We start from the raw sequence: 22,167 nt of genomic DNA, 5'->3' as shown, positions 1-22,167 counted from the left end.
CTTACGATTTCCCTACAACTTGGCGTGCCGCAAGCCGCCGCTGCGGGACTTGGCCATGGCCGCCAGCCGCACCGCGACGTTGGCCGCGCCGTAGCCGGCATAACCGTTCTTGCGCTGAATGATTTCGAAGAAAAACCGCCCTTCGAACGGTTCGGTATAGACGTGAAACAACTCGCCGCCTTGGGCGTCACGGTCGTACAACACGTTGAAATAGGCCAGCTCGCTGAGAAACTCATCGTCGAAATCGAAACGTGCCGCCAGGTCATCGTAGTAGTTGAGCGGAATGTCCAGCAACGGCACCCCGGCCTCCTTCGCACGGCTGACCTGGGCGAAGATATCGTCGCAGTCAAAGGCGATATGGTGCACCCCGGAACCGCGATAACTCGACAGCGCGTGTGAGATCGCGGTGTTGCGGTTCTCGGAAATGTTCAGCGGCAAACGAATCGAACTGCAACGGCTGCGCAACGCACGGCTTTTCACCAGGCCATAGGGGTCGGGCAACACTACTTCATCGTCAGCTTCGAAATCCAGCAGGCTCTTGTAGAACAGCACCCAACTGTCGAGGCTGTCGGCCGGCAGCGCCATCGCCATGTGGTCGATGCGCTTGAGCCCGGCGCCGATGACCGCACCGGGCTGCAAGTTGAAATCGGTGCCATAGACATCGGCGTCCTGGTCCACCAGGTAGATCAGGCTGCCATCCGGCGCTCGCACCGCCGCCAGCTCCAGCTCGTTGGGCCCGACCAGGCCACGATAAGGCTGGCCCTTGTAGGCCACCGCCCGCTTGAGAGCGCTGGCGCTGTCCTTGACCCGCACGGCGATGGCGCACAACGATGGGCCATGGGCTTCAAAAAAGCTATGGGCGAAGGAATACGGCTCGCAATTGAGGATCAGGTTGATATCGCCCTGGCGCAACAGGCTGACGTTCTTGGAGCGATGCTGGCCGGCCTTGACGAACCCCAGCCGCTCCAGCCAGTGGGAGAGCTTGGCGCCGAGGTTGTCATCCACGGCGAACTCCAGGAATTCAACGCCGTTGTATTCGCTGGCCGGCGCTGTCGCGAAGAGGATATCGCTGTTCTGGGCAGGCGCTTGCGCGGCCAGGCGCTCACGGGTTTTCTCTTCCAGGTACAGCAGCGAACGCAAACCGTCGGCGGCGTTGGCCCTGGGCGGCGCGGCGCGAAACCCGTCGTTGAAGATCTCCAGCGACAGCGGCCCGGTGTAACCGCTCTGGATGATCGGCGCGAGGAAACCCGGCAGGTCGAATTCGCCCTGGCCCGGGAAACAGCGGAAATGCCGGCTCCACTCCAGGACGTCCATCGCCAGGATCGGTGCGTCGGCCATCTGCACGAAAAAAATCTTCTCCCCGGGAATCTCGGCGATGGCGCTCGGGTCGCCCTTGAGGGACAAGGTGTGGAAGCTGTCGAGCAGCACGCCCAGGCTGGGGTGATCGGCCTGGCGCACGATGTTCCAGACCTGTTGATAAGTATTCACGTGGCGGCCCCAGGCCAACGCTTCATAGCCGATGCGCAGGCCCCGCGCACCGGCACGCTCGGCCAGCAGCCTGAGGTCATCAATCAGGACCTGCTCGTCGCCGACACTGTCGGCCGAGGCATTGCTGCACACCAGCACCAGATCAGTGCCCAGCTCCTGCATCAGGTCGAATTTGCGCTCGGCGCGGTCAAGGTTGCGCGCCAGACGATCCCGGCGGCAGCCTTCGAAATCCCGAAATGGCTGGAACAAGGTGATGGCGATACCCAGGTCGGCGCACATCTGCCTGATTTCCCGAGGGCTGCCGTCGTAATACAGGAGGTCGTTCTCGAAAATTTCCACGCCGTCGAAACCAGCGGCGGCAATCGCTTCGAGTTTTTCCGGCAGGGTACCGCTCAAGGAAACAGTGGCAATGGAACGCTGCATGACTTCGGCTCCCGGGACAGGCATCGGCTACACAAGGTGCGCCGCTTTTGAAAGAGTCAGCCGATTATTGAGCGGTCGGTTTTTTTGGGCAATTTAATATGTACCATCCGGTTAGTTTTTTGGGCGATTATCGAACACAATGCCCGATCAGCGAATTGACGATTTTTTGTCCACTGCGCACCATCGATCCCACATTGACGCCGGGTTGCGGCGCGAGCCTCAATGCAGACCCAGACCACACCATAAGAATTTCAAGAACGGGTGCACCTTATGATTCCTTCCCAGAGTTCCCGCCTGGCCCCCGGCCTGCGTGCCGCCCAAGACGGCATCGGCGACAAGATCCGTGGCGCCATGGCCGTGGGCAAGACCCGTTGGGGCATGCTTGCCCTGGTGTTTTTCGCCACCACCCTGAACTACATCGACCGCGCCGCCCTTGGGGTCATGCAGCCGATCCTGGCCAAGGAGATGAGCTGGACGGCGATGGACTACGCCAATATCAACTTCTGGTTCCAGGTCGGTTATGCGGTCGGCTTCCTGCTGCAAGGTCGCCTGATCGACCGGATCGGCGTCAAGCGTGTGTTCTTCTGCGCCGTGCTGCTCTGGAGCCTGGCAACTGGCGCCCATGGCCTGGCCACTTCGGCGGTGGGCTTCATGGTCTGCCGCTTCATCCTCGGCCTGACCGAAGCCGCCAATTACCCGGCCTGCGTCAAGACCACGCGGCTGTGGTTCCCGGCCGGCGAACGGGCCGTGGCCACCGGCATCTTCAATGCCGGCACCAACGTTGGCGCGATGTTCACGCCGATGCTGCTGCCGCTGATCCTGCACGTGTGGGGCTGGCAGGCCGCGTTCCTGTGCATGGCTGCGCTGGGCGGGATCTGGTTGCTGTTCTGGGGCCTGAAATATTTCAACCCGGAAGATCACCCCTGCGTCAAACAGTCGGAACTGGACTACATCCAGGCCCAGGAAGAACCGGACCAGGTCCGCGTACCGTTCTCCCGTATCCTGCGCATGCGCGGCACCTGGGCCTTCGCCCTGGCCTACTCGATTACCGCGCCGGTGTTCTGGTTCTACCTCTACTGGCTGCCGCCGTTTCTCAACCAGCAATACAACCTGGGCATCAACGTGACCCAGATGGGCATCCCGCTGATCATCATCTACTTGACCGCCGACTTCGGCAGCGTCGGCGGCGGGATCCTGTCCTCGTTCCTGATCGGTCGCGGGGTCAACCCGATCAAGGCGCGACTGGTCTCCATGCTGCTGTTCGCCTGCTGCATCGTTGGGGTGATCATGGCCGCCGGCTCCAGCAGCCTGTGGGTGGCGGTGTTTGCCATCTCCCTGGCCATCGGCGCGCACCAGGCCTGGACGGCAAATATCTGGAGCCTGGTGATGGACTACACGCCCAAGCACATGATGAGCACCGTGTTCGGCTTCGGCGGCATGTGCGCGGCCATCGGCGGGATGTTCATGACCCAGTTGGTGGGGCACATCCTGACCGTCACCAATAACAACTACACGGTGCTGTTCACCCTGATTCCGGCGATGTATTTCATTGCGCTGATCTGGATGTACTTCATGGCGCCGCGCAAGGTTCCGACCCTGGAAAACTGACTGTCCACGGACTACGGACAGTGATTTACCCGTGGCGAGGGAGCTTGCTCCCGCTCGATTGCGCAGCAGTCGCAAAAAGCGAGGGCCGCTTCGCAGCCCAGCGGGAGCAAGCTCCCTCGCCACGAGAGGCCTGTGTAACCAGAGGAAGGGTTGTGCTGGCCACCAGGATTCAAGCCATCAGGGGTGTGTACAGCCCGTCACTTGCGCCGCTGCTGCCACGCCGCTGCCAATCCACTCAAGCAGATCAGGACGATACCCACCACCGTGGTCAGCGTCGGCGTATGGCTGAACAACAGCCAGCCGAGCAGCCCGGCAAAAATAATCTGGCAATACCCGAATGGCGCCAGCAACGCCGGCGCGGCGAAGCGGAAGGCCTGGGTCAGCATCAGGTGCGCGGTCATCCCGCAGGCACCCAATGCGAGCATCATCAAGCCGTGGGTCACGCTGGGCACTTGCCAGAAGAACGGCACCAGCGCGCTCATCACCAGGGTATTGCACAGTCCTGCAAAAAAGTTGCTGGTTGTCGGGCTGTCGATCTCACTGAGCTTGCGCGTGAGCAATTGGTAGAAGCAGAAAAACAGCGCCGAACAGAACGGCAACAGCACCGCCGGCGTGAACAGATCACCACCGGGGTGAACGATGATCAGCACCCCGATGAAACCGAAGATCACCGCGATCCACTGACCGCGCGTCACGTGTTCGCCCAGCAACGGCACTGACAGCGCGGTGACCAGCACGGGGGCGAGGAAGTTGACCGCGGTCGCCTCGGCCAAGGGGATGTACATCAGCGCCGTGGTGAAAAACAGACTGGTGCCCAACAGGCACAACGCCCGGGCCAGTTGCCACAACGGACGCTTGGTCCGCAGCACCCGCAGCCCCGAGCGCGGCAGGAAAATGCCCGCCATCAACAACGTGTGCACCACGTAACGGGCCCAGACCACCATGATGATCGGATAAAAACCCGAGAGATATTTGGACAATGCGTCGTGACTGGAGAACAGGAACGTTGCGACCAGAATAAGCACGATGCCCTTGAAAGCCTGGTTAACGCCGGAGAGCGGAGTGCTGACGGTCATGAGGGAAACCTGCGTTGCTTGATGAAAGGCCGTGATCCTTGATGCACTTGTTGGGCCAGCGAGGATTCCGATAGTTCTGATCCGAAGTGTAATGAAAATTCCACTCTCGGGCAGGACCGGCGCACCGATGAACCAAAATCCCTGTCAGTTGCCTGAAAGCTCAAGCATGCGCGCACCTTGCGCTCCTGAAAGCTAGACTCTTCGCCACAGCAGCCATTCTTCGCACGGTCATTCAGAGGATTCCCCCCATGTTATGGAAAAAAGGTCGCCGCAGTGACAACGTGGTGGACGCCCGCGGTGACGGTGGGGGCGGCGGCGGGATGCGTTTTGGTGGCGGCAAGGGCTTGAGCCTGACGGCCATTATCCTGATCGTCGGCATCGGCTGGATCACCGGCCAGGACCCCATGCAGATTCTCGGGCAACTGACCGGGCAGATGGACCAGGCTTCCGCGCCCGCTCCTTCGCAAACGCGCCAGGCGCCACCGGCCAACGACGAACAGGCTGAATTCGTGCGCTCCATCCTGGGCGATACCGAAGACACCTGGGGCCAGGTTTTCCAACAGGCCGGGCGCCAGTACCAGCAACCAAAGCTGGTGCTGTTCAGCGGTCGGGTCAACTCGGCGTGCGGCCTGGCTTCCTCGGCGACCGGCCCCTTCTACTGTCCGGCGGACCGGCAGGTTTACCTGGACATGAGTTTCTTCAAGGAAATGTCCCAGCGCTTTTCCGCCGCCGGAGACTTTGCCCAAGCCTACGTCATCGCCCATGAAGTGGGCCACCACGTGCAGACGCTGCTCGGCGTGTCCGCGAAAATCCAGGAAGCGCGCCAGCAAGGCCGGCAAATGGAAGGCGACGGTGGTTTGCTGGTGCGTCAGGAATTGCAGGCCGATTGCCTGGCGGGCGTCTGGGCCAACCATGCGCAAAAGCGCCTGAACTGGCTTGAACCGGGCGATATCGAAGAGGCCTTGACCGCCGCCAATGCCATTGGCGACGATCGCCTGCAGCAACAAGGCCAGGGCCGCGTGGTGCCGGACTCGTTTACTCACGGCACCTCGGCACAACGGGTGCGCTGGTTCAAGACCGGTTTTTCTCAAGGCCAGGTCAGCCAGTGCGACACCTTCGCGGCGAAAACCCTGTAGATGAAGTGGCGGGCATTGATCGGGCTGGTGCTGTGCTGCGCCGTAGCCCAGGCCGAGGAACACGGCGTCAAGGTGATCGCCGAGGGACGCTTGCAGATCAGGGGCGGCGCCATGGCCGTCGGTGTCAGCCCGCCACCGGCCTCGATCGAGCGGGTGCTGATCATCCTCCATGGTCGGCTACGCAATGCCGATACTTACTTGCACAGCGCTGAAAAAGCCGCGGCACAGGCCGGTCAGTCGGCGACGACGTTGATCATTGCCCCACAATTTCTCAACGAACATGACGTAGCGCGCCATCAGTTGCCTGCTGAAATCCTGCGCTGGCAGGGCAACGACTGGATGGCGGGCGGCCTGTCCACGGGGCCGAAACCGCTCAGTTCATTCCAGGTGCTGGACGACATCGTTGCGCGGGTCAGCGACCGCCAGCAGTTTCCCGCAGTGAAAGACATCGTCATCGCCGGCCACTCCGGCGGCGCCCAAGTGGTGCAGCGCTATGCCCTGCTTGCCCATGGCACTTATCGCATCAGCCCACGGTTCGTGATCGCCAACCCTTCGTCCTATGCCTACCTGGATGCACAGCGGCCCATGGCGTTCGACCCGGTCAGTTGCCCAGGCTTCAATCGTTGGAAATACGGGCTGGAAAACCTGCCCGCCTACGCCACCGGGCAAACGCCCGCCCAGCTCGAGGATCGCTACATCAAGCGCGACATCGTCTATCTGCTTGGGCAACAGGACATCGACCCGGAACATCCGGCGCTGGATAAAGGTTGTGAAGCGCAGACACAAGGGGCGTATCGGCTGCTACGGGGGCATTTCTTCTTTGACTACCTGACCCGGCGTCACCCGCAAGGGTTGAATCAGCGACTGATTGAAGTGCCCGGGGTTGGGCATGATGGGGATGGGATGTTCAATTCGCCGGAGGGGTTGAAGGTATTGTTTGGGCAGTGAGCGTTGTGTCGACTTTCAGGGCCTCATCGCGAGCAAGCTCGCTCCCACAGGGGTTTCAATGGGTCACAAAATCTACGTTCACCTTAGTCCACTGTGGGAGCGAGCTTGCTCGCGATGGCGGTCGCTCAGTTCATCAACCTCTCAAGCCGAAAGCATCCGCCGCAACTCGGCGCAATCACGCGCATGCCAGTCCGTCAGCTCCGGCCAGGGATTGTCCGGCAGATTCACCAGCACCGTCCGCGCCCCCGCCGCGCGACCGCAGTCGAGGTCAAAGCGGTAGTCGCCCACCATCACCATGGTCTCGGGCGCCACGTTCCAGGCCTCGGCCAGTTTCAACAGGCCACCGGGATGAGGTTTGGGCGGCGCTTCATCACGGCCGAGAACGTCCTCCACGGCAAAACAATCGGCCAGGCCGATCGCCTCAAGCGTCACGTGGGCGAGCTCGCGTGCGTTGCGCGTCAGGATGCCCAGGCGATAACCACGCCCGGCCAACTCGCGGACCAGCTCCACCGCCCCCGGCGCGGGCCTGGAGCCCAGCGCCAGGTCCCGCTCGTGTTCCAGCAACCAGGCATGTTTGGCCGCGGCTTCTTCAGCGGGCAATCCCGCCAGATGCGTGAGGATGTCGTCTTCAGGCGGAATCGCCAGGGCCACGCGGATCGCGGCGAAATCATGCACCGCGATGGTCAGCGTACCGTCCATGTCGAACACCCAGTGCCGCACATCGGCCAGGCTCATGCCCAGTCCTTGCGATGGCGGATCAGGCCTTCCTGGGTCACCGAGGCCACCAGCTGCCCGGCGCGATTGAACACACTGCCACGGGAGAAACCACGGGAATTGCCGGCCCAGGGGCTGTCCATGGCGTAGAGCAACCAGTCATCGGCGCGCAGGTCGGCGTGGAACCACAACGCGTGGTCGAGGCTGGCGACCTGCATGTCCTTGTGCCAGACCGATTTGCCATGAGGCAGCAACGAGGTGGTCAGCAGGCCGAAATCCGACGCATAGGCCAGCAGGTACTTATGCAGGGCCGGGGAATCCGCCAAGGCGCCATCGGCACGAAACCACACGTACTTGACCGGATCGGCCGGTTGCGGGTTGTACGGGTCCTTTTCGGTGACCGGGCGCACCTCGATCGGCTTGGGGCACAGCAGTTTTTCGCGCATGTGCTCAGGCAACAGGTGCGCGCGCTGCTGGGTCAGTTCCAGTTCCGAGGGCAGGTTTTCCGGCCCGACGACTTGCGGCATAGTGCTCTGGTGCTCGAAGCCCTGCTCGTCGTACTGGAACGACGCGCTGCAGGTGAAGATCGGGTTGCCCTTCTGGATCGCCGTGACCCGTCGGGTGCTGAAGCTGCCGCCATCACGCACGCGATCCACCTGGTAGACCACCGGCAACGCCGCATCGCCCGGACGCAGGAAGTAGCCATGCATCGAATGCACATGACGCGCCTCTTCCACGGTCTGGCTGGCCGCCGACAGCGACTGGCCCAGCACCTGGCCGCCGAACAGCTGGCGAAAGCCCAGGTCCTGGCTGCGACCGCGAAACAGGTTCTCTTCGATCGGTTCCAGGGTCAGCAGGTCGACCAGATCTTCCAACACGTGGCTCATTCAGATTTTCCTCACACAGCACAAAACCGCGCAGGCTGTGCTGCGGCGGCGGATCGATAATTGGCCCGGGCCATTTTGGCGGGCATTGTAAACGTCCGTGTCGGTTAACCGTGAAGGGTCTGCAACCATTGCTCACGATTGATGCGATAGAGCACATGGTGACGCAATGGATGACCGACCGCGAGCTTTGGGTGTTCGAAATCATCGTCCGGATCGTGCTGCATGCCGATGGCCTGCATGACCTTCTGCGAAGGCAAGTTATCCACAGCGGTAAAAGCCACCACTTCATCCAGGCCCAGGCGGTCGAAGGCGCAACGCAACGCGGTCCATGCGGCTTCGCTGGCATACCCCAGCCCCCAGTGTTCGCGCGCCAGGCGCCAGCCGATTTCCACCGCCGGGGTGAAATGCGCATCGAACCCGACCACGCCCAGCCCGGTAAAACCGATGAAGGCACCGGTGTCCTTGCGCTCCAATGCCCACAAACCAAAACCATGCTCGGCAAAATGCCCGCGCACCCGGCCGATCAACGCAGCGCTTTCCAGGCGACTCAGGGGGGCCGGAAAATAACGCATCACTTGCGGATCGGCAGACATCGCCGCAAACGCCGGCAGGTCTTCATCGCGCCACTGCCGCAGAATCAGCCGTGCGCTTTCCACTTCCAGTATCGGCTCCATCTTCACTCCCTTTCCATGCCCAGAGTCTACATCGCTGGTAGGATCCGTCACTCACCCGCCACTGAAAACACCATGCCGCTACCGCTGATCTACCACGAAGACTACAGCCCCGAATTCCCTGCGGAGCACCGTTTCCCCATGGACAAGTTCCGCCTGCTGCGCGATCACCTGGTGGACAGCGGCCTGGCCCGGGACGCGGACCTGCTGCGTCCGGCCCTATGCCCGCCGGACATCCTTGCCTTGGCCCACGATCGCGCCTATATCGAACGCTACATGGGCGGCGAGTTGTCCCGCGAAGACCAACGGCGCCTCGGCCTGCCCTGGAGCGAAGCCTTGGCTCGCCGAACGGTACGCGCCGTCGGCGGATCACTGCTGGCCGCCGAGCAGGCCCTCGAACACGGACTGGCCTGTCATCTGGCCGGCGGTACGCACCACGCCCACTACGACCACCCGGCCGGATTTTGCATCTTCAATGACCTGGCGGTGATCAGCCGCTATTTCCTCGCCAGCGGTCAGGTCTCGCGAGTGCTGATTTTCGACTGCGACGTGCACCAGGGCGACGGTACGGCTCGAATACTCCATGACACTCCCGACGCCGTGACAGTTTCCTTGCACTGCGAAAAGAATTTTCCTGCACGCAAGGCGCAAAGCGACTGGGATATTCCCCTGCCGATGGGCATGGAGGACGCCGCCTACCTGAAAGTCGTCGATGACGCGCTCAATTACCTGCTGCCGCTCTATCAGCCCGATCTGGTGCTCTATGACGCCGGCGTCGATGTACACAAGGACGATGCCCTCGGTTATCTGAAGCTGACCGACGAAGGCCTCGCCGCCCGGGACGAGAGCGTCATGCGCCATTGCCTGGGCCGGGACATTCCGGTGGTCGGGGTGATCGGCGGCGGCTACAGCAAGGACCGCAAGGCCCTGGCCCGCCGGCACGGAATCCTGCACCACAGCGCACAGAAGGTCTGGACGTCATCAGGTTGTCATTGAAGCCGGGGTGCGTTACCCACAATGCCTGTGGAGCGGCCTGTGGATAACCTGAGCGAAAGGGCCTGCAACCTATGCCGTCTATAGCTCGCAAGAGCTTGGCTGTTTTTTGATCACTCTTATTGAAAAACACCACCTTCCCTTGTGGGAGCGAGCTTGCTCGCGATGGCGGTGTTTCAGGGGCGTTGATGTAACTGGTTCACCGCAATCGCGAGCAAGCTCGCTCCCACAGGGATATCAGTGAAGCGTGCTGATAGAATGCCCCGCCTACTCCTGCCCCACAGCCCGATCATGACCTCGACCACCAAGCCTTCCACTCCAAACATCGCCATCATCGGCGGCGGCCCCGCCGGCCTCATGGCGGCCGAGGTGTTGAGCCAGGCCGGCCTCCAGGTCGACCTGTACGACGGCATGCCATCGGTGGGCAGGAAATTTCTGCTGGCCGGTGTCGGCGGCATGAATATCACTCACTCGGAAGCTTTCCCGGCGTTCCTCTCCCGCTACGGCGAACGCACGCCGAATATCGCCCCGCTGCTGCGGGCATTCGGCGCCGATGAGTTGTGCGAATGGATTCATGGCCTGGGCATCGACACCTTTGTCGGCAGCTCCGGGCGGGTATTTCCTACCGATATGAAGGCCGCCCCGCTGCTGCGCGCCTGGCTCAAGCGCCTGCGCGATGCCGGCGTGGTGATTCATACGCGCCACCGCTGGCTTGGCTGGAATGCCGACGGCAGCCTGCGTATTGCCAGCCCGGACGGGGAAAAGGCCCTGCTGCCCGACGCGACCTTATTGGCGCTGGGAGGCGGCAGTTGGTCACGCCTGGGCTCCGACGGTGCCTGGATGTTGCCGCTGGAACAGCGCGGCGTCCTCCTCGCGCCCTTGCAGCCAAGCAACTGCGGGTTCGATGTGCCGGGCTGGAGCGATCTGATGATCGCAAAATTTGCCGGCACCCCACTGAAGAACATTGCCATCGGCCTCGACGATGACGTGCCACGCCTCGGCGAATGCGTCATCACCGCCACCGGCATCGAGGGCAGCCTGATCTATGCGCTGTCGGCGCGGATTCGTGAGGCCATCAATCAACACGGCAGCGCGACCATTCACCTGGACCTGCTGCCGGGCCGGCCTGTGGACAAGATTCTCCTCGCATTAAGCAAGCCGCGCGGTTCTCGCTCGATGGCCAAGCATCTGCACAGCCAGTTGGGGCTCGACGGGGTCAAGGCAGCGTTGTTACGGGAACTGACCTCAGCCGATTGTTTTGCCGACATGGCGCGGCTGGCCCAGGCGATCAAGGCATTGCCGGTCACGCTGGTGAAAACCCGTCCGCTGGACGAAGCCATCAGCAGTGCTGGCGGCGTGACTTTCGAAGCACTCGATGAGCGACTGATGCTCAAGCAAGTGCCCGGCGTTTTCTGCGCGGGAGAGATGATCGATTGGGAAGCGCCGACCGGCGGGTACTTGCTTACGGCATGCTTTGCCAGCGGTCGTGCGGCGGGGTTGGGGATGGTGGAGTGGCTACAGCGCCAGGCTTGAAATCTTTGTTGCCGCCTTCGCGAGCGGGCTCGCTCCCACAGGGATCGGGCGCTGGACACCAGAGCGGTGAACACCACAGAGCCCTTGTGGGAGCGAGCCTGCTCGCGAAAGCAATCTATCCGACGCAGCAAATCATCAAGGCTTACGCTTGCGCGGCCCGGTATTGAACACTGGCACTTTTCGCACAGGTTTCACCGAAGGCTCCACCGGCCCCGAGTCGCCACTGTCCACCCACTTGCCAAGGTTGCGCTTGCCGCCACCGCCGGAAGCTTTCGGTTTCTTCGGCTTTTTCGGTTTCTTGATCACCTGGCCGCTGGCATCGGTTTCCGGCACGCGATGCTCAGGTTCGAAATCATGTTCCATCTGCCGGGGCAATGCCTGGCGGGTCAGGGTTTCAATGGCCGACAGCAGATTCACTTCATCGGCGCAGACCAGGGAAATCGCCTGCCCGGTGGCACCCGCACGGCCCGTACGGCCGATACGGTGGATGTAGTCCTCGGCGACGATCGGCAAATCGAAGTTCACCACCAGCGGCAAGTCCTCGATGTCCAAGCCACGGGCCGCGACGTCGGTGGCCACCAGGATCTGCACTTCGCTGGCCTTGAAACGATCCAGCGCACGCTGGCGGGTCGCCTGGGGTTTGTCGCCGTGGATGCCATCGGCGTTGACGCCCAGCCCCTGGAGTTTTTCCACCAGTGCATCGACGCCGTTGCGGGTCTTGGCAAATACCAGCACCTGCTTCCACTTGTGCTTGCGCATCAGGTGGATGAACAGTTCCGGCTTGCGCTTCTTGTCCACCGTCACCACCCATTGCTTGACGGTGTTGGCGGCCACGTTGCGCGGGCTCACTTCGATGCTCAGCGGGTCGTTGAGCATCTGCCCGGCCAGTAGGCGGATCGCATCGGAGAAGGTCGCCGAGAACAGCAAGGTCTGGCGCTTCTTCGGCAGGGCCTTATAGATGTTCGCCAGTTCCTCGGAGAAGCCCAGGTCGAGCATGCGGTCGGCCTCGTCCAGCACCAGGGTCTGCAACTGGTTGAACTTCAGCGCGTTCTGGCGGAACAGGTCGAGCAAGCGGCCCGGCGTGGCGACCAACAGATCGACGCCTTTGCGCAGCTTCATCATTTGCGGGTTGATGCTGACACCGCCGTACACGGCGTAGGTGCTCAGCGGCAGGTTCTGGGCGTACTGGCGCACGCTTTCGTGGACCTGCTCGGCCAGCTCGCGGGTCGGCACCAGGATCAGCGCGCGCACCGAGTTGGCGGCAACTTTCGGTCCTTCGGTGGTCAACAACTGCAACAGCGGCACGGCGAAACCGGCGGTCTTGCCGGTGCCGGTCTGGGCTGCGGCCATCAGGTCGCGACCGGCGAGCACCGCCGGCATGGCTTGGGCCTGGACCGGGGTCGGCGTCTGGTAGCCGAGCGTCTCGAGGGCGCGCAGCAGGGGTTCGATCAGGCCAAGAGTGGCGAAAGTCATGGATATACCGTAGGAAAAATCAGCGCAAGGTGTGCAATGCGCGGCAGTTTACCCTAAATCATGATTCGGCCGGTGCGGGCTTGGGCTTGCGCCACTGCGGCAACCCGATCAGGACCACGGCGCTGATAATCACCAGCATCGCCAAGGCCTCTTCGATACCGATGGTTTCCCCGGCGAAGACGATCCCCAGCAACACCGCTACCGCCGGGTTGACATAGGCGTAGCTGGTGGCTGCGGCCGGACGCACATGCTTGAGCAAGTACATGTAGGCGTTGAAGGCGATGATCGAACCGAAACCGATCAGATAGACCAGCGCGAACCAGCCTTCCAGCGGCGGCATGCTTTCCAGGCGCTCGCCACTGGCGAAGCTGCCGATCAACAGCACCACGCCGGCCACCAGCATCTCCACGGCGCTGGCCATCGCTCCCGCCGGCAACGGCAGGTGTTTGCTCAACACCGAGCCGAAGGCCCAGGAAGCCGCCGCAAACACCAACAAGGCCGCCCCCATCGGGCTCGATTGCAGGTTGGAACCGAGGTTGAGCATGGCGATACCGATCAGCCCCAATACAATCCCGGCCCATTCCAGACGGGTATTACGCGCGCCCCAGAAATATCCGCAGAGCAAGGTAAACAAAGGCACCGTCGCCACGGCCAGCGCCGCCACGCCCGAGGCCACGCCCATATGCTCGGCGATACTCACCGCGCCATTGCCGAACGTCAGCAACAACACCCCGATCAGCGCACCGGCCTTCCACTGCGCCCAGGTCGGCGCCGGTGCCCCGCGCCAGCGCAGGAAGCCATACATCAACGACCCGGCGATCACGAAACGAATCCCGGCCAGCAGCAAGGGCGGCCAATGCTCGACGCCGATGCGAATCACCAGATAGGTCGATCCCCAGATGACGTACAAAGCGAAGAAGGCAGCGATCAATGGCAACGGAAAACGGCGTGGGCCAGGCATGTTCAGCTCGAAGTCAGGACGATGAAACCTGTCATTCTAAAAAGGCAATCGACAGAAATTAAGTTACAAAATCTGTTTATCCGAGCCATACACTTTTCATTGTGGGAGCGAGCCTGCTCGCGAAGGCGTCCGCCCTGCCAACATCTGTGGTGGCTGACACACTGCTTTCGCGAGCAGGCTCGCTCCCACAGGAGAGTTGTGCAGTGTTCAGAACCCGCGATGGCGCTTGAGATGCTCGTTGATCTTCGCTGCCGGCACCTTCTGCAAGCTGCACAGCAGGTCATGGGACAGCTCCCGCAACCCATGCTTTTGCCGCAGCTCCGAGGCCAGGTGGGCGGTGAGGTTGGCGGCCATTTCGGCGTCGGCCATGGCCCGGTGAGCCTGGCCGGTGTGGGGCAGGCCGGCGAAAGCATTGAGCGTGCCGAGCTTGTGGTTCGGCGCCGCTGGCATCAGGCGTCGGGCCAACAGCAGTGAACAGGCAAAATTCTGCAGGCGGGTGCGCTTGATTCGTCCCAGCTCGAAGTCCCAGAACTTCTGGTCGAACGCGGCATTGTGAGCCAGCAGCGGCGTGATGCCGACGAATTCGTTGACCTCGTTCATGACCTTTTCCGCTGGCGGTGCGCTGCGCAGCATGGCATTGCTGATACCGGTCAGTTGCTCGATGAAGGCCGGCACGCGCACGCCGGCGTTCATCAGGCTCTGGTAACGGTCGACTATCCGGCCTTGCTCAAGTATCACCACGGCAATTTCGGTGGCCCGGCAACCGCTGCTCGGGGTGATGCCGGTGGTTTCAAAGTCGATGACTGCGATACGTTCCAAACCGGTGGGGCTCCTTGAAAATCAGTTCTTGAGCAGCAACGCGCCTTCGATCGGCACGTAGCGGCTGGCGGCGCGGATCAGCGAGTTGGCGGTCAACCCAGGTACCCCATAGGCCACAGCCTGCACGCCGTGCTTGCTGATGATGCGTTCGAGCAACATGTCGAAATCGCCATCACCGGAGGCCAGGACCACCTCGTCGACATGGTCGGCGGCGTCCATGATGTCCAGGGTGATGCCCACGTCCCAGTCGCCCTTGGCCGAGCCGTCGCTGCGCTGGATATAGGGCTTGAGTTTCACGGTGAACCCCAGGTTGCGCAGGATCTGCTGGAACTGCTGTTGCTTGCTGTCACCGCGATCGATCGCGTAGGCATAGGCCTCGACGATCTGCCCCTGCTTGCTCACATCGGCCCACAGCGCGGCATAGTTGAAGTGGCAACCATAGGCCTGGCGCACGGTGTAGTAGAGGTTCTGGACATCGGCGAATACTGCGATTTTTTTCACCGCGTTTCCTCTTGAATGCACACGCGCGCAGGCCACCCGGGCCGAAAAGTCGCCCAGTATGCCAGTCTCGAGGAGCGTTCCGCGAATAATCGGCCCGAGGCGCCAGGGCGCCCCGGACGAACGGCGGATCAGACGAAAGAGTCGTCGTCACCGAACAAGGACGAATCGTCGCTGTAGTCGGCGTCGCTGAAACCGCCCTGGTCGTTGCCATAGCTATTGTTGCCGTCGCTATCGCTGTCGGCCACGCGCTGATCATCGCCCCAACCGGTGTCACCGTTGTTGGCGGCGTCATTGACCGGCTGGGCCGGCTCTTCCTTGAGGACCTCGACGATCTCCTGGGGTTGATTGCTGTGGAACAGGCTACTGATGCCCTGGGCGAGCATCACACCACCGGCCACGCCCGCTGCGGTTTTCAAGGCACCGCCGAGAAAGCTGCCCGCCGCCGGGGCCTGCTGTTGCGGCGCGGCATAGTTGCCGGGCGCAGCGCCAAAGCCAGGCTGGGCCGGCGCATTGAAGGAGGGCCTGGCCGGTTCGCGCCAGCCGCCACCGCCGGATGCCGGTGCGCTTGCTGGTCGTGAACCGCGGTTGCTGCCGCCGAAGATGCTCGAAAGGAAACCACCGCCGCCGCTTGGCGCCGAAGTCTGGCTGCGGGCCTGCTGCAATTCGCCCTGCAATTGCTCGACCTGTTGGGCGAGCTGTCTGTTCTGCTCGTCCAGGCGCTTGATCGCTGCCTCTTGCACCAGGATCGCCTGGGCCATGAAATAGCCCGCCGCAGGCTGGTTGGCCAAGTGTTCCTTGATCCGCGCCTCGGCCTGGGCGTCGCGCGGGGCTGAATCCTTTTCGGCCTGCTGCAGCCGTGAAAACAGTCCATCGATCAGGGTTTGTTCTTCGCTGTTCATGGCGACCTCATCAGATTGCCGGATTAAAACCAGGCCGGTCGCAAAGACCGGTGCGATTCAGTAATGGGGTTGCGCAGGAAGCTTTCAATGGTCTTTACCTGATGTTTACGTTTGCTTGTGCGGTCGCTTGATCGGTTAAAGTGTCGGACCGCTTTTTCGAACTCGATACCGACTCATGAATCCGTTAGAAGTACTGCGTGACTCCTTGTATTTTTTCAAGCGCAACCTGGGCCGGATCGCCCAGCTGTGCCTGCCGCTGGTAATACTTGAGGCGGTCCTGCAACAAGGGGTGGACAGCGCCATCGGCGCCGACGGTTTCTCCGGCTACAGCGTGATCGTCGGTCTCCTCGTGTACCCGCTGTATACCGCGGCGTTGATCCTGTTTCTCGATGCCCGCAGTCGCGGCGAAGCCCCGCGTGCCCGTGACCTGCTCGCGGCAGCCCTGCTCCAGTGGCCGCGTTTCGCCTTGCTGACCGCCCTTAATACCTTGCTGATCCTGATAGGCATTTCCTTGTACTTCCTGCCAGGGCTGTGGCTGATGGTCGTCCTCGCCTTCGGTGAATACCTGTTGGTTTTGCGGGGCATGGCGCCCTTGGCGGCCATGAAGGAAAGCGCGCGCCTAAGTCGAGGCAATTTCTGGCGAATCCTGTTATGCATCCTCGCCGTAATGGTCCCGTTGTGGCTGCTCAAGGGCGCCAGCGTCTCGGTGTATCCGCCGCCGCAGAACCCCTTCATCAGTTTGCTGATCGACAGCGTCCACAGTTTCCTGCAACTGTTCACCACCGTGGTGCTGTTCCGAATGTTCATGTTGATTGCAGAAAAACCCGAGCCATGACCCGTCTGCTGCGATACGTCTTGTTGGGCCTGTTGTTGCTCGTCGGCATTGGAGCCTTTTCCATCTATGGCCCGACCTGGCGCCCACAGGCCCGGGAAGCGATGCCCGTCAGCTGCGCCGCGAACGCCCCGTCGCTGGTGCCCGGCCAAGCCCTGAAGGTGATGACCTGGAACGTCCAGTTCCTGGCTGGCAAGCGCTACGTGTTCTGGCACGACCTGGCCGAGGGCGACGATGAAAGCCCGACCCCGGAAGACATGGCCTTCAGCCTCGACGAAGTGGCACGGGTCATTCGCGACGAGCAGCCGGACGTGGTGCTATTGCAGGAACTCGACAACGGCGCCAAGGCCAGCGACTACCAGAACCAGCTCAAGCTCTTGCAGGAGCGGCTGGCCGACCTCTATCCCTGCGGCACCAGCGCTTTTGACTGGAAAGCCGATTTCATTCCCACCCCACATATCTTCGGCAGCGTTGGCCGCCAGTTGGCGACGCTGAGCCGCTATCGCATCGACCACGCCGAGCGGGTGCAATTGCCCGTGGCCGAGGCGAACTTCATCACCCGCCAGTTCCAGCCGAAAAATGCCTTGCTGGTGAGTTACCTGCCCCTGAGCGGCGGCGGCCAACTGGCGGTGCTCAATACACATCTGGAGCGGGCCACCCAGCCGGACGACACTGCGCGCGCGCAAGTCAGCGCGATAGCCAAGGCCCTGGACAAGCTTGAATCCGCCGGCACTCCCTGGCTGAGCGGGGGAGACTTCAACCTGTTACCCCTGGGCCAATACCGACGCCTGCCCACCGAGCAACGCTCCCCCTACTCCGCCGACAGCGAATTGCATCTGCTGTGGGACAAATATCCGATGATCCCCACCAACAACGAGGCCAGCGGCATCGACCGCGCAAACTGGCTGACCCACTACCCCAACGATCCCGGCCTCAACGGCCCCGACCGGACCGTCGATTACCTGTTCTACAGCCCCCGCCTCAAACGGGTCGAAGCCCAGGTCCGGCAGGACGATACGTTGCGCATTTCCGATCATTTGCCGGTGATCGCGCGGTTTCTGTTGCCGGCTACCCCGTAGTCAAGCTCACCGAATATCCCTGTGGGAGCGAGCTTGCTCGCGATAGCGGTGTGTCAGTTAATGTGATGCTGCTGACCTACCGCCATCGCGAGCAGGCTCGCTCCCACAGGGGCTAAGTGTCGGATCTTTTCACTTACGCGGCTTGGCCCGCGCCGTCGCCTCCGCCACCAGCGGGTCGTCCGGCCAGTAGTGCTTGGGATACCGTCCCTTGAGATCCTTCTTCACCTCGGCGTAAGTACTGCGCCAGAAGTTCGCCAGGTCCTGGGTCACTTGCACTGGTCGGCGCGCGGGCGATAGCAGGTGCAGCTTGACCACCTGCCGACCACCGGCGATACGCGGGGTGTCGGCCAGGCCGAAAAGCTCCTGCAAGCGCACCGCCAGAATAGGTGGGTGTTCGCTGTAATCCAGGCGAATCGATGAACCGGAAGGCACGCTCAAGTGCTGCGGCGCGAGTTCGTCCAGCCTTTGCGGCAGAGGCCAGGGCAACAGGTTACGGACGATGCTCGACAGATCCAGGTTGGCAAAATGACTAAGGCGCGACACCCGGCCCAGATACGGCATCAACCAGTCTTCAAGACTGAGCAGCAACGCCGCATCGCTGACGTCCGGCCACTCGCTGTCGCCCTTGGTATCCAGGTCGAGCCGACGCAACAGCGCCACCCGCGCCTGCCACTGACGCAGCTCCGGCGTCCACGGCAACAACTCCAACCCCTTGCGTCGTACCAGGTTGACCAGCGCCCGGCAGCGGGCAGATTCATCCAGGCCGGTCAATGGCTCACGGCTGAGTACCAGTTCACCGACCTTGCGCTGACGCTCGGCCCGCAGCACGCCTTCGCGCTCGTCCCAATCCAGTTGGTCTTCGGTACGTACTTGCTCTGCCAGCACCGAATCGAACAGCACCGGATCGAAATCCGTCGCCAGGTAGATCCGTTCTTCCCGCTGGCCTTGGCGACTGCCCAGTTCGGCAATCACCAACCACGGTTGCTTCATCAAGCTATCGGCCTCGGCAAACAGCGCCGCGCGCCCATTCGCCAGGCGATATTCCGCGCCGCCGGGTCGCCGCTGTTGCGCGACGCGATCCGGATAGGCCAGCGCCAACAGCGCGCCGAGCCAGCGCGGATGCTCGGGATCGGCGACAGCTTCCTCGGCCTTGCCGCGCAAGTAGCCACGATATTGCCGGGCCAATTGCCGCGCCCGCTGCACACCGCCCTGAGCGCCGCGTGCCGCTCGTTCCTCGCCGGACAGCAACGCCAGGCGACTGTGCAAATCCGCGCCGGCGCCTCGAAGAATGTCGCGCTCGCCCAACAGCGCCGCGACATTGCAGGCCATGTCCGCCAGCCCCAGCGCCTGGCCCCGCAGCAGCAAGCGCGCGATGCGCGGATGGGCCGGCAGCTCGGCCATGGCCTGGCCGTGCCGAGTCAGTTGTCCACCGTCCAGCGCACCCAGGCGCTGCAATAAATCCCGCGCCTGGGCATACGCGGCGGTTGGCGGGACGTCGAGCCACGTCAACTGCTGCGGCGTCACGCCCCAGCGGCTCAATTGCAGGGCCAGCCCGGCCAGGTCCGCCGAGAGAATCTCGGCGCTGTCGTAGGCCGCCAGCTGTTCATGCTGGTCTTCGGACCACAACCGGTAACACACCCCCGGCTCCAGTCGCCCGGCCCGGCCGGCACGCTGGGTGGCGCTGGCGCGGGAGATGCGCTGGGTGTCGAGGCGGGTCATGCCACTGCCCGGGTCGAAGCGCGGTACGCGGGCAAGCCCGGCATCGACCACTACCCGCACACCGTTGATGGTCAGGCTGGTCTCGGCGATGTTGGTAGCGAGCACCACTTTGCGCTGGCCGGGCGGCGCCGGATCGATGGCGGCGCGCTGGGCGGTCAGGTCCAGCTCGCCATGCAGCGGACACAGCAACACGTTGCCGCCCTCGCCCAAGGCTTCGGCCAATTGTTGATGAACGCGGCGAATCTCCGCCTGCCCCGGCAGGAACACCAGCACGCTGCCGGTTTCGTCGTGCAGCGCTTCGAGGAGGGTCTGCACCAGTCGCGGCTCGATGAATTCGCCGGGCTGGAATGGCCGGCCCCAGCGCACCGTCACCGGGAACATGCGTCCTTCGCTGCGCAGGATCGGCGCATCGTCCAGCAACCCGGCCAGGCGCTCGCCTTCCAGGGTCGCGGACATCAGCAGGATTTTCAGCGGTTGGTCTTCGCGAAACAGCTCACGGCCATTGAGGCTCAAGGCCAAGGCAAGGTCGGCGTCTAGGCTGCGCTCGTGGAATTCATCGAAAATCAACAGCCCCACGCCATCCAGTGCCGGGTCATCCTGTAGGCGACGGGTGAGGATGCCTTCGGTGACCACTTCAATGCGGGTTTTCGGCCCGACCTTGCTGTCGAGGCGAATCCGATAGCCCACGGTTTCGCCGACCTTTTCCCCCAGTTCGCTGGCCAGGCGCTCGGCCGCCGCCCGTGCCGCCAGGCGCCGGGGTTCGAGCATCAGAATGGTCTGCCCGGCCAGCCACGGCTCGTTCAACAGGGCCAAGGGAACACGGGTGGTCTTACCGGCACCGGGGGGCGCTTCGAGCACCGCTTCGTGGCGCGACGCCAAGGCTTGGCGCAGGGCCGGTAAAACTTCATCAATCGGCAAAGAAATCATGCTGGCTCCAAAACAGAGGGCCGAGTATAACGGCGAACTGTTTAGCGTGGTCTGGACTCCAACCAGCAACGCCCTTACCTGCTCAGGAGATTGTTATGCGTATTCCCTTTCGCGTGATCGGCGGCGTGCTGGTCGCCAGCCTGCTGACCCAGATCAGCGCCTGTGGCTCGATCTTCTACCCCGACCGTCGCGGCCAGATCGAGGGCAAGATCGACCCGGCCATCGCCGCGCTCGACGCCGTCGGCCTGCTGTTCTACATCATCCCCGGCCTGATCGCCTTTGCCGTGGATTTTGCCACCGGCGCGATCTATTTCGAGCCGGGCAGAAGCGTGCAGATCGAACCGGAGAAACTCAAGCCGGCCATCAACGCCGACGGCACGGTCAATAACCAGAAGCTGCAAGCCATCCTGGAGCGCGAGCTGGGCCGCAGCTTCCCGCTGGACGACCCGCGCCTGATCCAGCATAAGGGCAACGTGCAACAACTGGCCACGCTCGGTCTCGTACCCGCCGCGTAAGAGGCGCAGCCCAAGGAAGACCGCGCCATGACCACCAGCGCCGAACATGCTCGCCTGCTACGCCTGGCCACCCGCGCATCGGTGGCCGTGGCGTGCATTCTGATCATTGCCAAGGCGCTGGCCTGGTGGCTCAGCGGCTCGGTGAGCATGCTCGCCGGCCTGACCGACTCGGCGCTGGACGGCGTCACCTCGTTGCTCAATCTGCTGGCGGTGCATTACGCCCTGCGACCGGCGGATGATGATCATCGCTACGGGCATGGCAAGGCTGAATCGTTGGCCGGCATGGCCCAGGCACTCTTCATCGGCGGCAGTGCGGTGCTGATCGCGTTGCAGGCATACGAACGACTCAAGCAGCCGCTGCCGGTCGAGGCGCCCTGGCTCAGCGTCGGCGTGATCGTGTTTTCCCTGGCACTGACCCTGGCGCTGCTGGCGTTGCAGCATCGGGTCGTGCGCGCCACCGGCTCCAACGCCGTGCGCGCCGACTCGCTACACTACCGCTCGGACCTGTTGCTCAACGGCAGCATCCTGGTGGCCTTGGTCCTGGCAGGGTTCGGCTGGTACCAGCTCGATGCCTGGTTCGGCCTGGGCATCGCCGCGTACATCCTCTGGAGCGCAGTGCAGATTGCCCGGGAAAGCTTCGCCGTGCTGATGGATGAAGAGCTGCCGCCGGACGTCAGCCAGCACATGCTCGAACTGGCCTGCGCGGTGCCCGGCGTGGTCGGCGCCCATGACCTGCGCACACGAATCTCCGGCAACCACTGGTTCGTGCAGTTGCACCTGGAATTGCCGGGCGAGCTGACCCTGTCAGTGGCCCACGGCATCAGCGACCAGGCCGCCGATGCGATCCATCGCGCTTATCCGAAGGCCGAGGTGCTGGTGCATGCCGATCCGTTGGAGGTAGTAAAGCGCACCGACGCTTGATGCCGTCACCGTGGCGAGGGAGCTGTTTTTTCTATTTCGAGTAA

General features: G+C 62.8%; 20 protein-coding genes. 9 read left to right on the top strand and 11 right to left on the bottom strand.

Annotation, left to right across the window (positions count from 1 at the left end; all coding sequences use genetic code 11):
• Positions 1–12: 12 nt before the first annotated feature.
• Complete coding sequence (gene quiC, locus J3P94_RS04555; RefSeq protein WP_434571667.1) at positions 13–1,911, bottom strand: 3-dehydroshikimate dehydratase QuiC; 1,899 nt, start codon at positions 1,909–1,911, stop codon at positions 13–15.
• Positions 1,912–2,181: 270 nt separating this feature from the next.
• On the opposite strand from quiC, the gene J3P94_RS04550 reads away from it, so the two are divergent.
• A complete protein-coding gene (locus tag J3P94_RS04550) occupies positions 2,182–3,519 on the top strand; it encodes an MFS transporter (RefSeq protein ID WP_434571665.1) in 1,338 nt (445 codons plus the stop codon).
• Positions 3,520–3,716: 197 nt separating this feature from the next.
• Here J3P94_RS04550 and J3P94_RS04545 read toward each other — a convergent pair whose 3' ends face one another.
• A complete protein-coding gene (locus J3P94_RS04545; RefSeq protein ID WP_434571664.1) occupies positions 3,717–4,595 on the bottom strand; it encodes a DMT family transporter in 879 nt (292 codons plus the stop codon).
• A 248-nt stretch (positions 4,596–4,843) separates the two neighbouring features.
• Here J3P94_RS04545 and ypfJ point away from each other — a divergent pair, with 248 nt between their 5' ends.
• Together ypfJ and J3P94_RS04535 are read left to right on the top strand one after the other, a co-directional pair.
• On the top strand, positions 4,844–5,731 hold the full coding sequence (gene ypfJ / locus J3P94_RS04540) for a KPN_02809 family neutral zinc metallopeptidase (RefSeq protein WP_434571663.1): 888 nt from the start codon (positions 4,844–4,846) through the stop codon (positions 5,729–5,731).
• Positions 5,732–6,679 carry an alpha/beta hydrolase gene (locus J3P94_RS04535; protein ID WP_434571661.1) on the top strand — a complete coding sequence of 316 codons (948 nt, stop codon included), beginning with the start codon at positions 5,732–5,734 and terminating at the stop codon, positions 6,677–6,679. It begins immediately after the preceding gene.
• A gap of 141 nt (positions 6,680–6,820) precedes the next feature.
• Here J3P94_RS04535 and J3P94_RS04530 read toward each other — a convergent pair whose 3' ends face one another.
• The 3 genes from J3P94_RS04530 to J3P94_RS04520 all read right to left on the bottom strand — a co-directional run bounded on the left by J3P94_RS04530 (position 6,821) and on the right by J3P94_RS04520 (position 8,954).
• The gene (locus J3P94_RS04530) at positions 6,821–7,414 is read right to left on the bottom strand and encodes an HAD family hydrolase (RefSeq protein WP_434571659.1); all 594 of its coding nucleotides are present in this window, start codon (positions 7,412–7,414) and stop codon (positions 6,821–6,823) included.
• Complete coding sequence (gene tesB, locus J3P94_RS04525) at positions 7,411–8,280, bottom strand: acyl-CoA thioesterase II (protein WP_072411434.1); 870 nt, start codon at positions 8,278–8,280, stop codon at positions 7,411–7,413. Before tesB ends, J3P94_RS04530 begins: the two co-directional genes overlap by 4 nt.
• Positions 8,281–8,384: 104 nt before the next feature.
• Positions 8,385–8,954: a GNAT family N-acetyltransferase gene (locus tag J3P94_RS04520; RefSeq protein WP_434571658.1), complete on the bottom strand. Its 570-nt coding sequence runs from the start codon at positions 8,952–8,954 to the stop codon at positions 8,385–8,387.
• Positions 8,955–9,026: 72 nt separating this feature from the next.
• On the opposite strand from J3P94_RS04520, the gene J3P94_RS04515 reads away from it, so the two are divergent.
• Together J3P94_RS04515 and J3P94_RS04510 are read left to right on the top strand one after the other, a co-directional pair.
• Positions 9,027–9,947 carry a histone deacetylase family protein gene (locus J3P94_RS04515; RefSeq protein ID WP_434571656.1) on the top strand — a complete coding sequence of 307 codons (921 nt, stop codon included), beginning with the start codon at positions 9,027–9,029 and terminating at the stop codon, positions 9,945–9,947.
• 288 nt (positions 9,948–10,235) lie between these two features.
• On the top strand, positions 10,236–11,477 hold the full coding sequence (locus J3P94_RS04510; RefSeq protein ID WP_434574093.1) for a TIGR03862 family flavoprotein: 1,242 nt from the start codon (positions 10,236–10,238) through the stop codon (positions 11,475–11,477).
• A gap of 135 nt (positions 11,478–11,612) precedes the next feature.
• Here the strand turns inward: J3P94_RS04510 and J3P94_RS04505 are convergent, their stop codons facing one another.
• The 5 genes from J3P94_RS04505 to J3P94_RS04485 form a co-directional block, all read right to left on the bottom strand.
• Entirely contained in the window at positions 11,613–12,950 is a 1,338-nt protein-coding gene (locus J3P94_RS04505) for a DEAD/DEAH box helicase (protein WP_434571654.1), read from the bottom strand.
• A gap of 58 nt (positions 12,951–13,008) precedes the next feature.
• Positions 13,009–13,911: a drug/metabolite exporter YedA gene (yedA, locus tag J3P94_RS04500; protein ID WP_434571653.1), complete on the bottom strand. Its 903-nt coding sequence runs from the start codon at positions 13,909–13,911 to the stop codon at positions 13,009–13,011.
• Positions 13,912–14,118: 207 nt separating this feature from the next.
• Entirely contained in the window at positions 14,119–14,730 is a 612-nt protein-coding gene (locus tag J3P94_RS04495) for a 3'-5' exonuclease (protein ID WP_434571652.1), read from the bottom strand.
• Positions 14,731–14,751: 21 nt separating this feature from the next.
• Positions 14,752–15,231, bottom strand: a complete 480-nt coding sequence (locus J3P94_RS04490; protein ID WP_030140338.1) for an NYN domain-containing protein — start codon at positions 15,229–15,231, stop codon at positions 14,752–14,754.
• A gap of 128 nt (positions 15,232–15,359) precedes the next feature.
• Positions 15,360–16,130, bottom strand: coding sequence for a DUF2076 domain-containing protein (locus J3P94_RS04485; RefSeq protein ID WP_434571651.1), 771 nt, complete (start codon positions 16,128–16,130; stop codon positions 15,360–15,362).
• 175 nt (positions 16,131–16,305) lie between these two features.
• Here J3P94_RS04485 and J3P94_RS04480 point away from each other — a divergent pair, with 175 nt between their 5' ends.
• Both J3P94_RS04480 and J3P94_RS04475 read left to right on the top strand, forming a co-directional pair.
• Positions 16,306–16,965 carry a YciC family protein gene (locus J3P94_RS04480; RefSeq protein WP_434571649.1) on the top strand — a complete coding sequence of 220 codons (660 nt, stop codon included), beginning with the start codon at positions 16,306–16,308 and terminating at the stop codon, positions 16,963–16,965.
• Positions 16,962–18,041 carry an endonuclease/exonuclease/phosphatase family protein gene (locus tag J3P94_RS04475; RefSeq protein WP_434571648.1) on the top strand — a complete coding sequence of 360 codons (1,080 nt, stop codon included), beginning with the start codon at positions 16,962–16,964 and terminating at the stop codon, positions 18,039–18,041. The genes J3P94_RS04480 and J3P94_RS04475 overlap by 4 nt, the downstream gene beginning before the upstream one ends.
• Positions 18,042–18,170: 129 nt before the next feature.
• On the opposite strand, the gene hrpB is transcribed toward J3P94_RS04475, so the two are convergent.
• Complete coding sequence (hrpB, locus tag J3P94_RS04470) at positions 18,171–20,687, bottom strand: ATP-dependent helicase HrpB (RefSeq protein WP_434571646.1); 2,517 nt, start codon at positions 20,685–20,687, stop codon at positions 18,171–18,173.
• A 95-nt stretch (positions 20,688–20,782) separates the two neighbouring features.
• Between hrpB and J3P94_RS04465 the strand changes: the two genes are divergently transcribed.
• Together J3P94_RS04465 and J3P94_RS04460 are read left to right on the top strand one after the other, a co-directional pair.
• On the top strand, positions 20,783–21,202 hold the full coding sequence (locus J3P94_RS04465; protein WP_434571645.1) for a polyribonucleotide nucleotidyltransferase: 420 nt from the start codon (positions 20,783–20,785) through the stop codon (positions 21,200–21,202).
• Between the two features lie 27 nt (positions 21,203–21,229).
• Complete coding sequence (locus J3P94_RS04460; protein ID WP_434571644.1) at positions 21,230–22,123, top strand: cation diffusion facilitator family transporter; 894 nt, start codon at positions 21,230–21,232, stop codon at positions 22,121–22,123.
• Positions 22,124–22,167: the final 44 nt, after the last annotated feature.

This window comes from Pseudomonas sp. Z3-8 (genome assembly GCF_051131975.1).
In the GTDB taxonomy this organism is placed as follows: domain Bacteria; phylum Pseudomonadota; class Gammaproteobacteria; order Pseudomonadales; family Pseudomonadaceae; genus Aquipseudomonas.
The sequence above is the reverse complement of the archived record's forward strand: the minus strand, read 5'-3'. Positions and strand labels throughout refer to the sequence as shown.

Bases quoted from the DNA above. Each gene is read 5' to 3' on its own strand.
- J3P94_RS04515 (WP_434571656.1), top strand. From the start codon at position 9,027: ATGCCGCTACCGCTGATCTACCACGAAGACTACAGCCCCGAATTCCCT.
- J3P94_RS04505 (WP_434571654.1), bottom strand. From the start codon at position 12,950: ATGACTTTCGCCACTCTTGGCCTGATCGAACCCCTGCTGCGCGCCCTC.
- tesB (WP_072411434.1), bottom strand. From the start codon at position 8,280: ATGAGCCACGTGTTGGAAGATCTGGTCGACCTGCTGACCCTGGAACCG.
- J3P94_RS04475 (WP_434571648.1), top strand. From the start codon at position 16,962: ATGACCCGTCTGCTGCGATACGTCTTGTTGGGCCTGTTGTTGCTCGTC.
- yedA (WP_434571653.1), bottom strand. From the start codon at position 13,911: ATGCCTGGCCCACGCCGTTTTCCGTTGCCATTGATCGCTGCCTTCTTC.
- J3P94_RS04485 (WP_434571651.1), bottom strand. From the start codon at position 16,130: ATGAACAGCGAAGAACAAACCCTGATCGATGGACTGTTTTCACGGCTG.
- J3P94_RS04535 (WP_434571661.1), top strand. From the start codon at position 5,732: ATGAAGTGGCGGGCATTGATCGGGCTGGTGCTGTGCTGCGCCGTAGCC.
- J3P94_RS04530 (WP_434571659.1), bottom strand. From the start codon at position 7,414: ATGAGCCTGGCCGATGTGCGGCACTGGGTGTTCGACATGGACGGTACG.
- J3P94_RS04545 (WP_434571664.1), bottom strand. From the start codon at position 4,595: ATGACCGTCAGCACTCCGCTCTCCGGCGTTAACCAGGCTTTCAAGGGC.
- hrpB (WP_434571646.1), bottom strand. From the start codon at position 20,687: ATGATTTCTTTGCCGATTGATGAAGTTTTACCGGCCCTGCGCCAAGCC.
- J3P94_RS04460 (WP_434571644.1), top strand. From the start codon at position 21,230: ATGACCACCAGCGCCGAACATGCTCGCCTGCTACGCCTGGCCACCCGC.
- J3P94_RS04510 (WP_434574093.1), top strand. From the start codon at position 10,236: ATGACCTCGACCACCAAGCCTTCCACTCCAAACATCGCCATCATCGGC.
- quiC (WP_434571667.1), bottom strand. From the start codon at position 1,911: ATGCAGCGTTCCATTGCCACTGTTTCCTTGAGCGGTACCCTGCCGGAA.
- J3P94_RS04550 (WP_434571665.1), top strand. From the start codon at position 2,182: ATGATTCCTTCCCAGAGTTCCCGCCTGGCCCCCGGCCTGCGTGCCGCC.
- J3P94_RS04465 (WP_434571645.1), top strand. From the start codon at position 20,783: ATGCGTATTCCCTTTCGCGTGATCGGCGGCGTGCTGGTCGCCAGCCTG.
- J3P94_RS04520 (WP_434571658.1), bottom strand. From the start codon at position 8,954: ATGGAGCCGATACTGGAAGTGGAAAGCGCACGGCTGATTCTGCGGCAG.
- J3P94_RS04480 (WP_434571649.1), top strand. From the start codon at position 16,306: ATGAATCCGTTAGAAGTACTGCGTGACTCCTTGTATTTTTTCAAGCGC.
- ypfJ (WP_434571663.1), top strand. From the start codon at position 4,844: ATGTTATGGAAAAAAGGTCGCCGCAGTGACAACGTGGTGGACGCCCGC.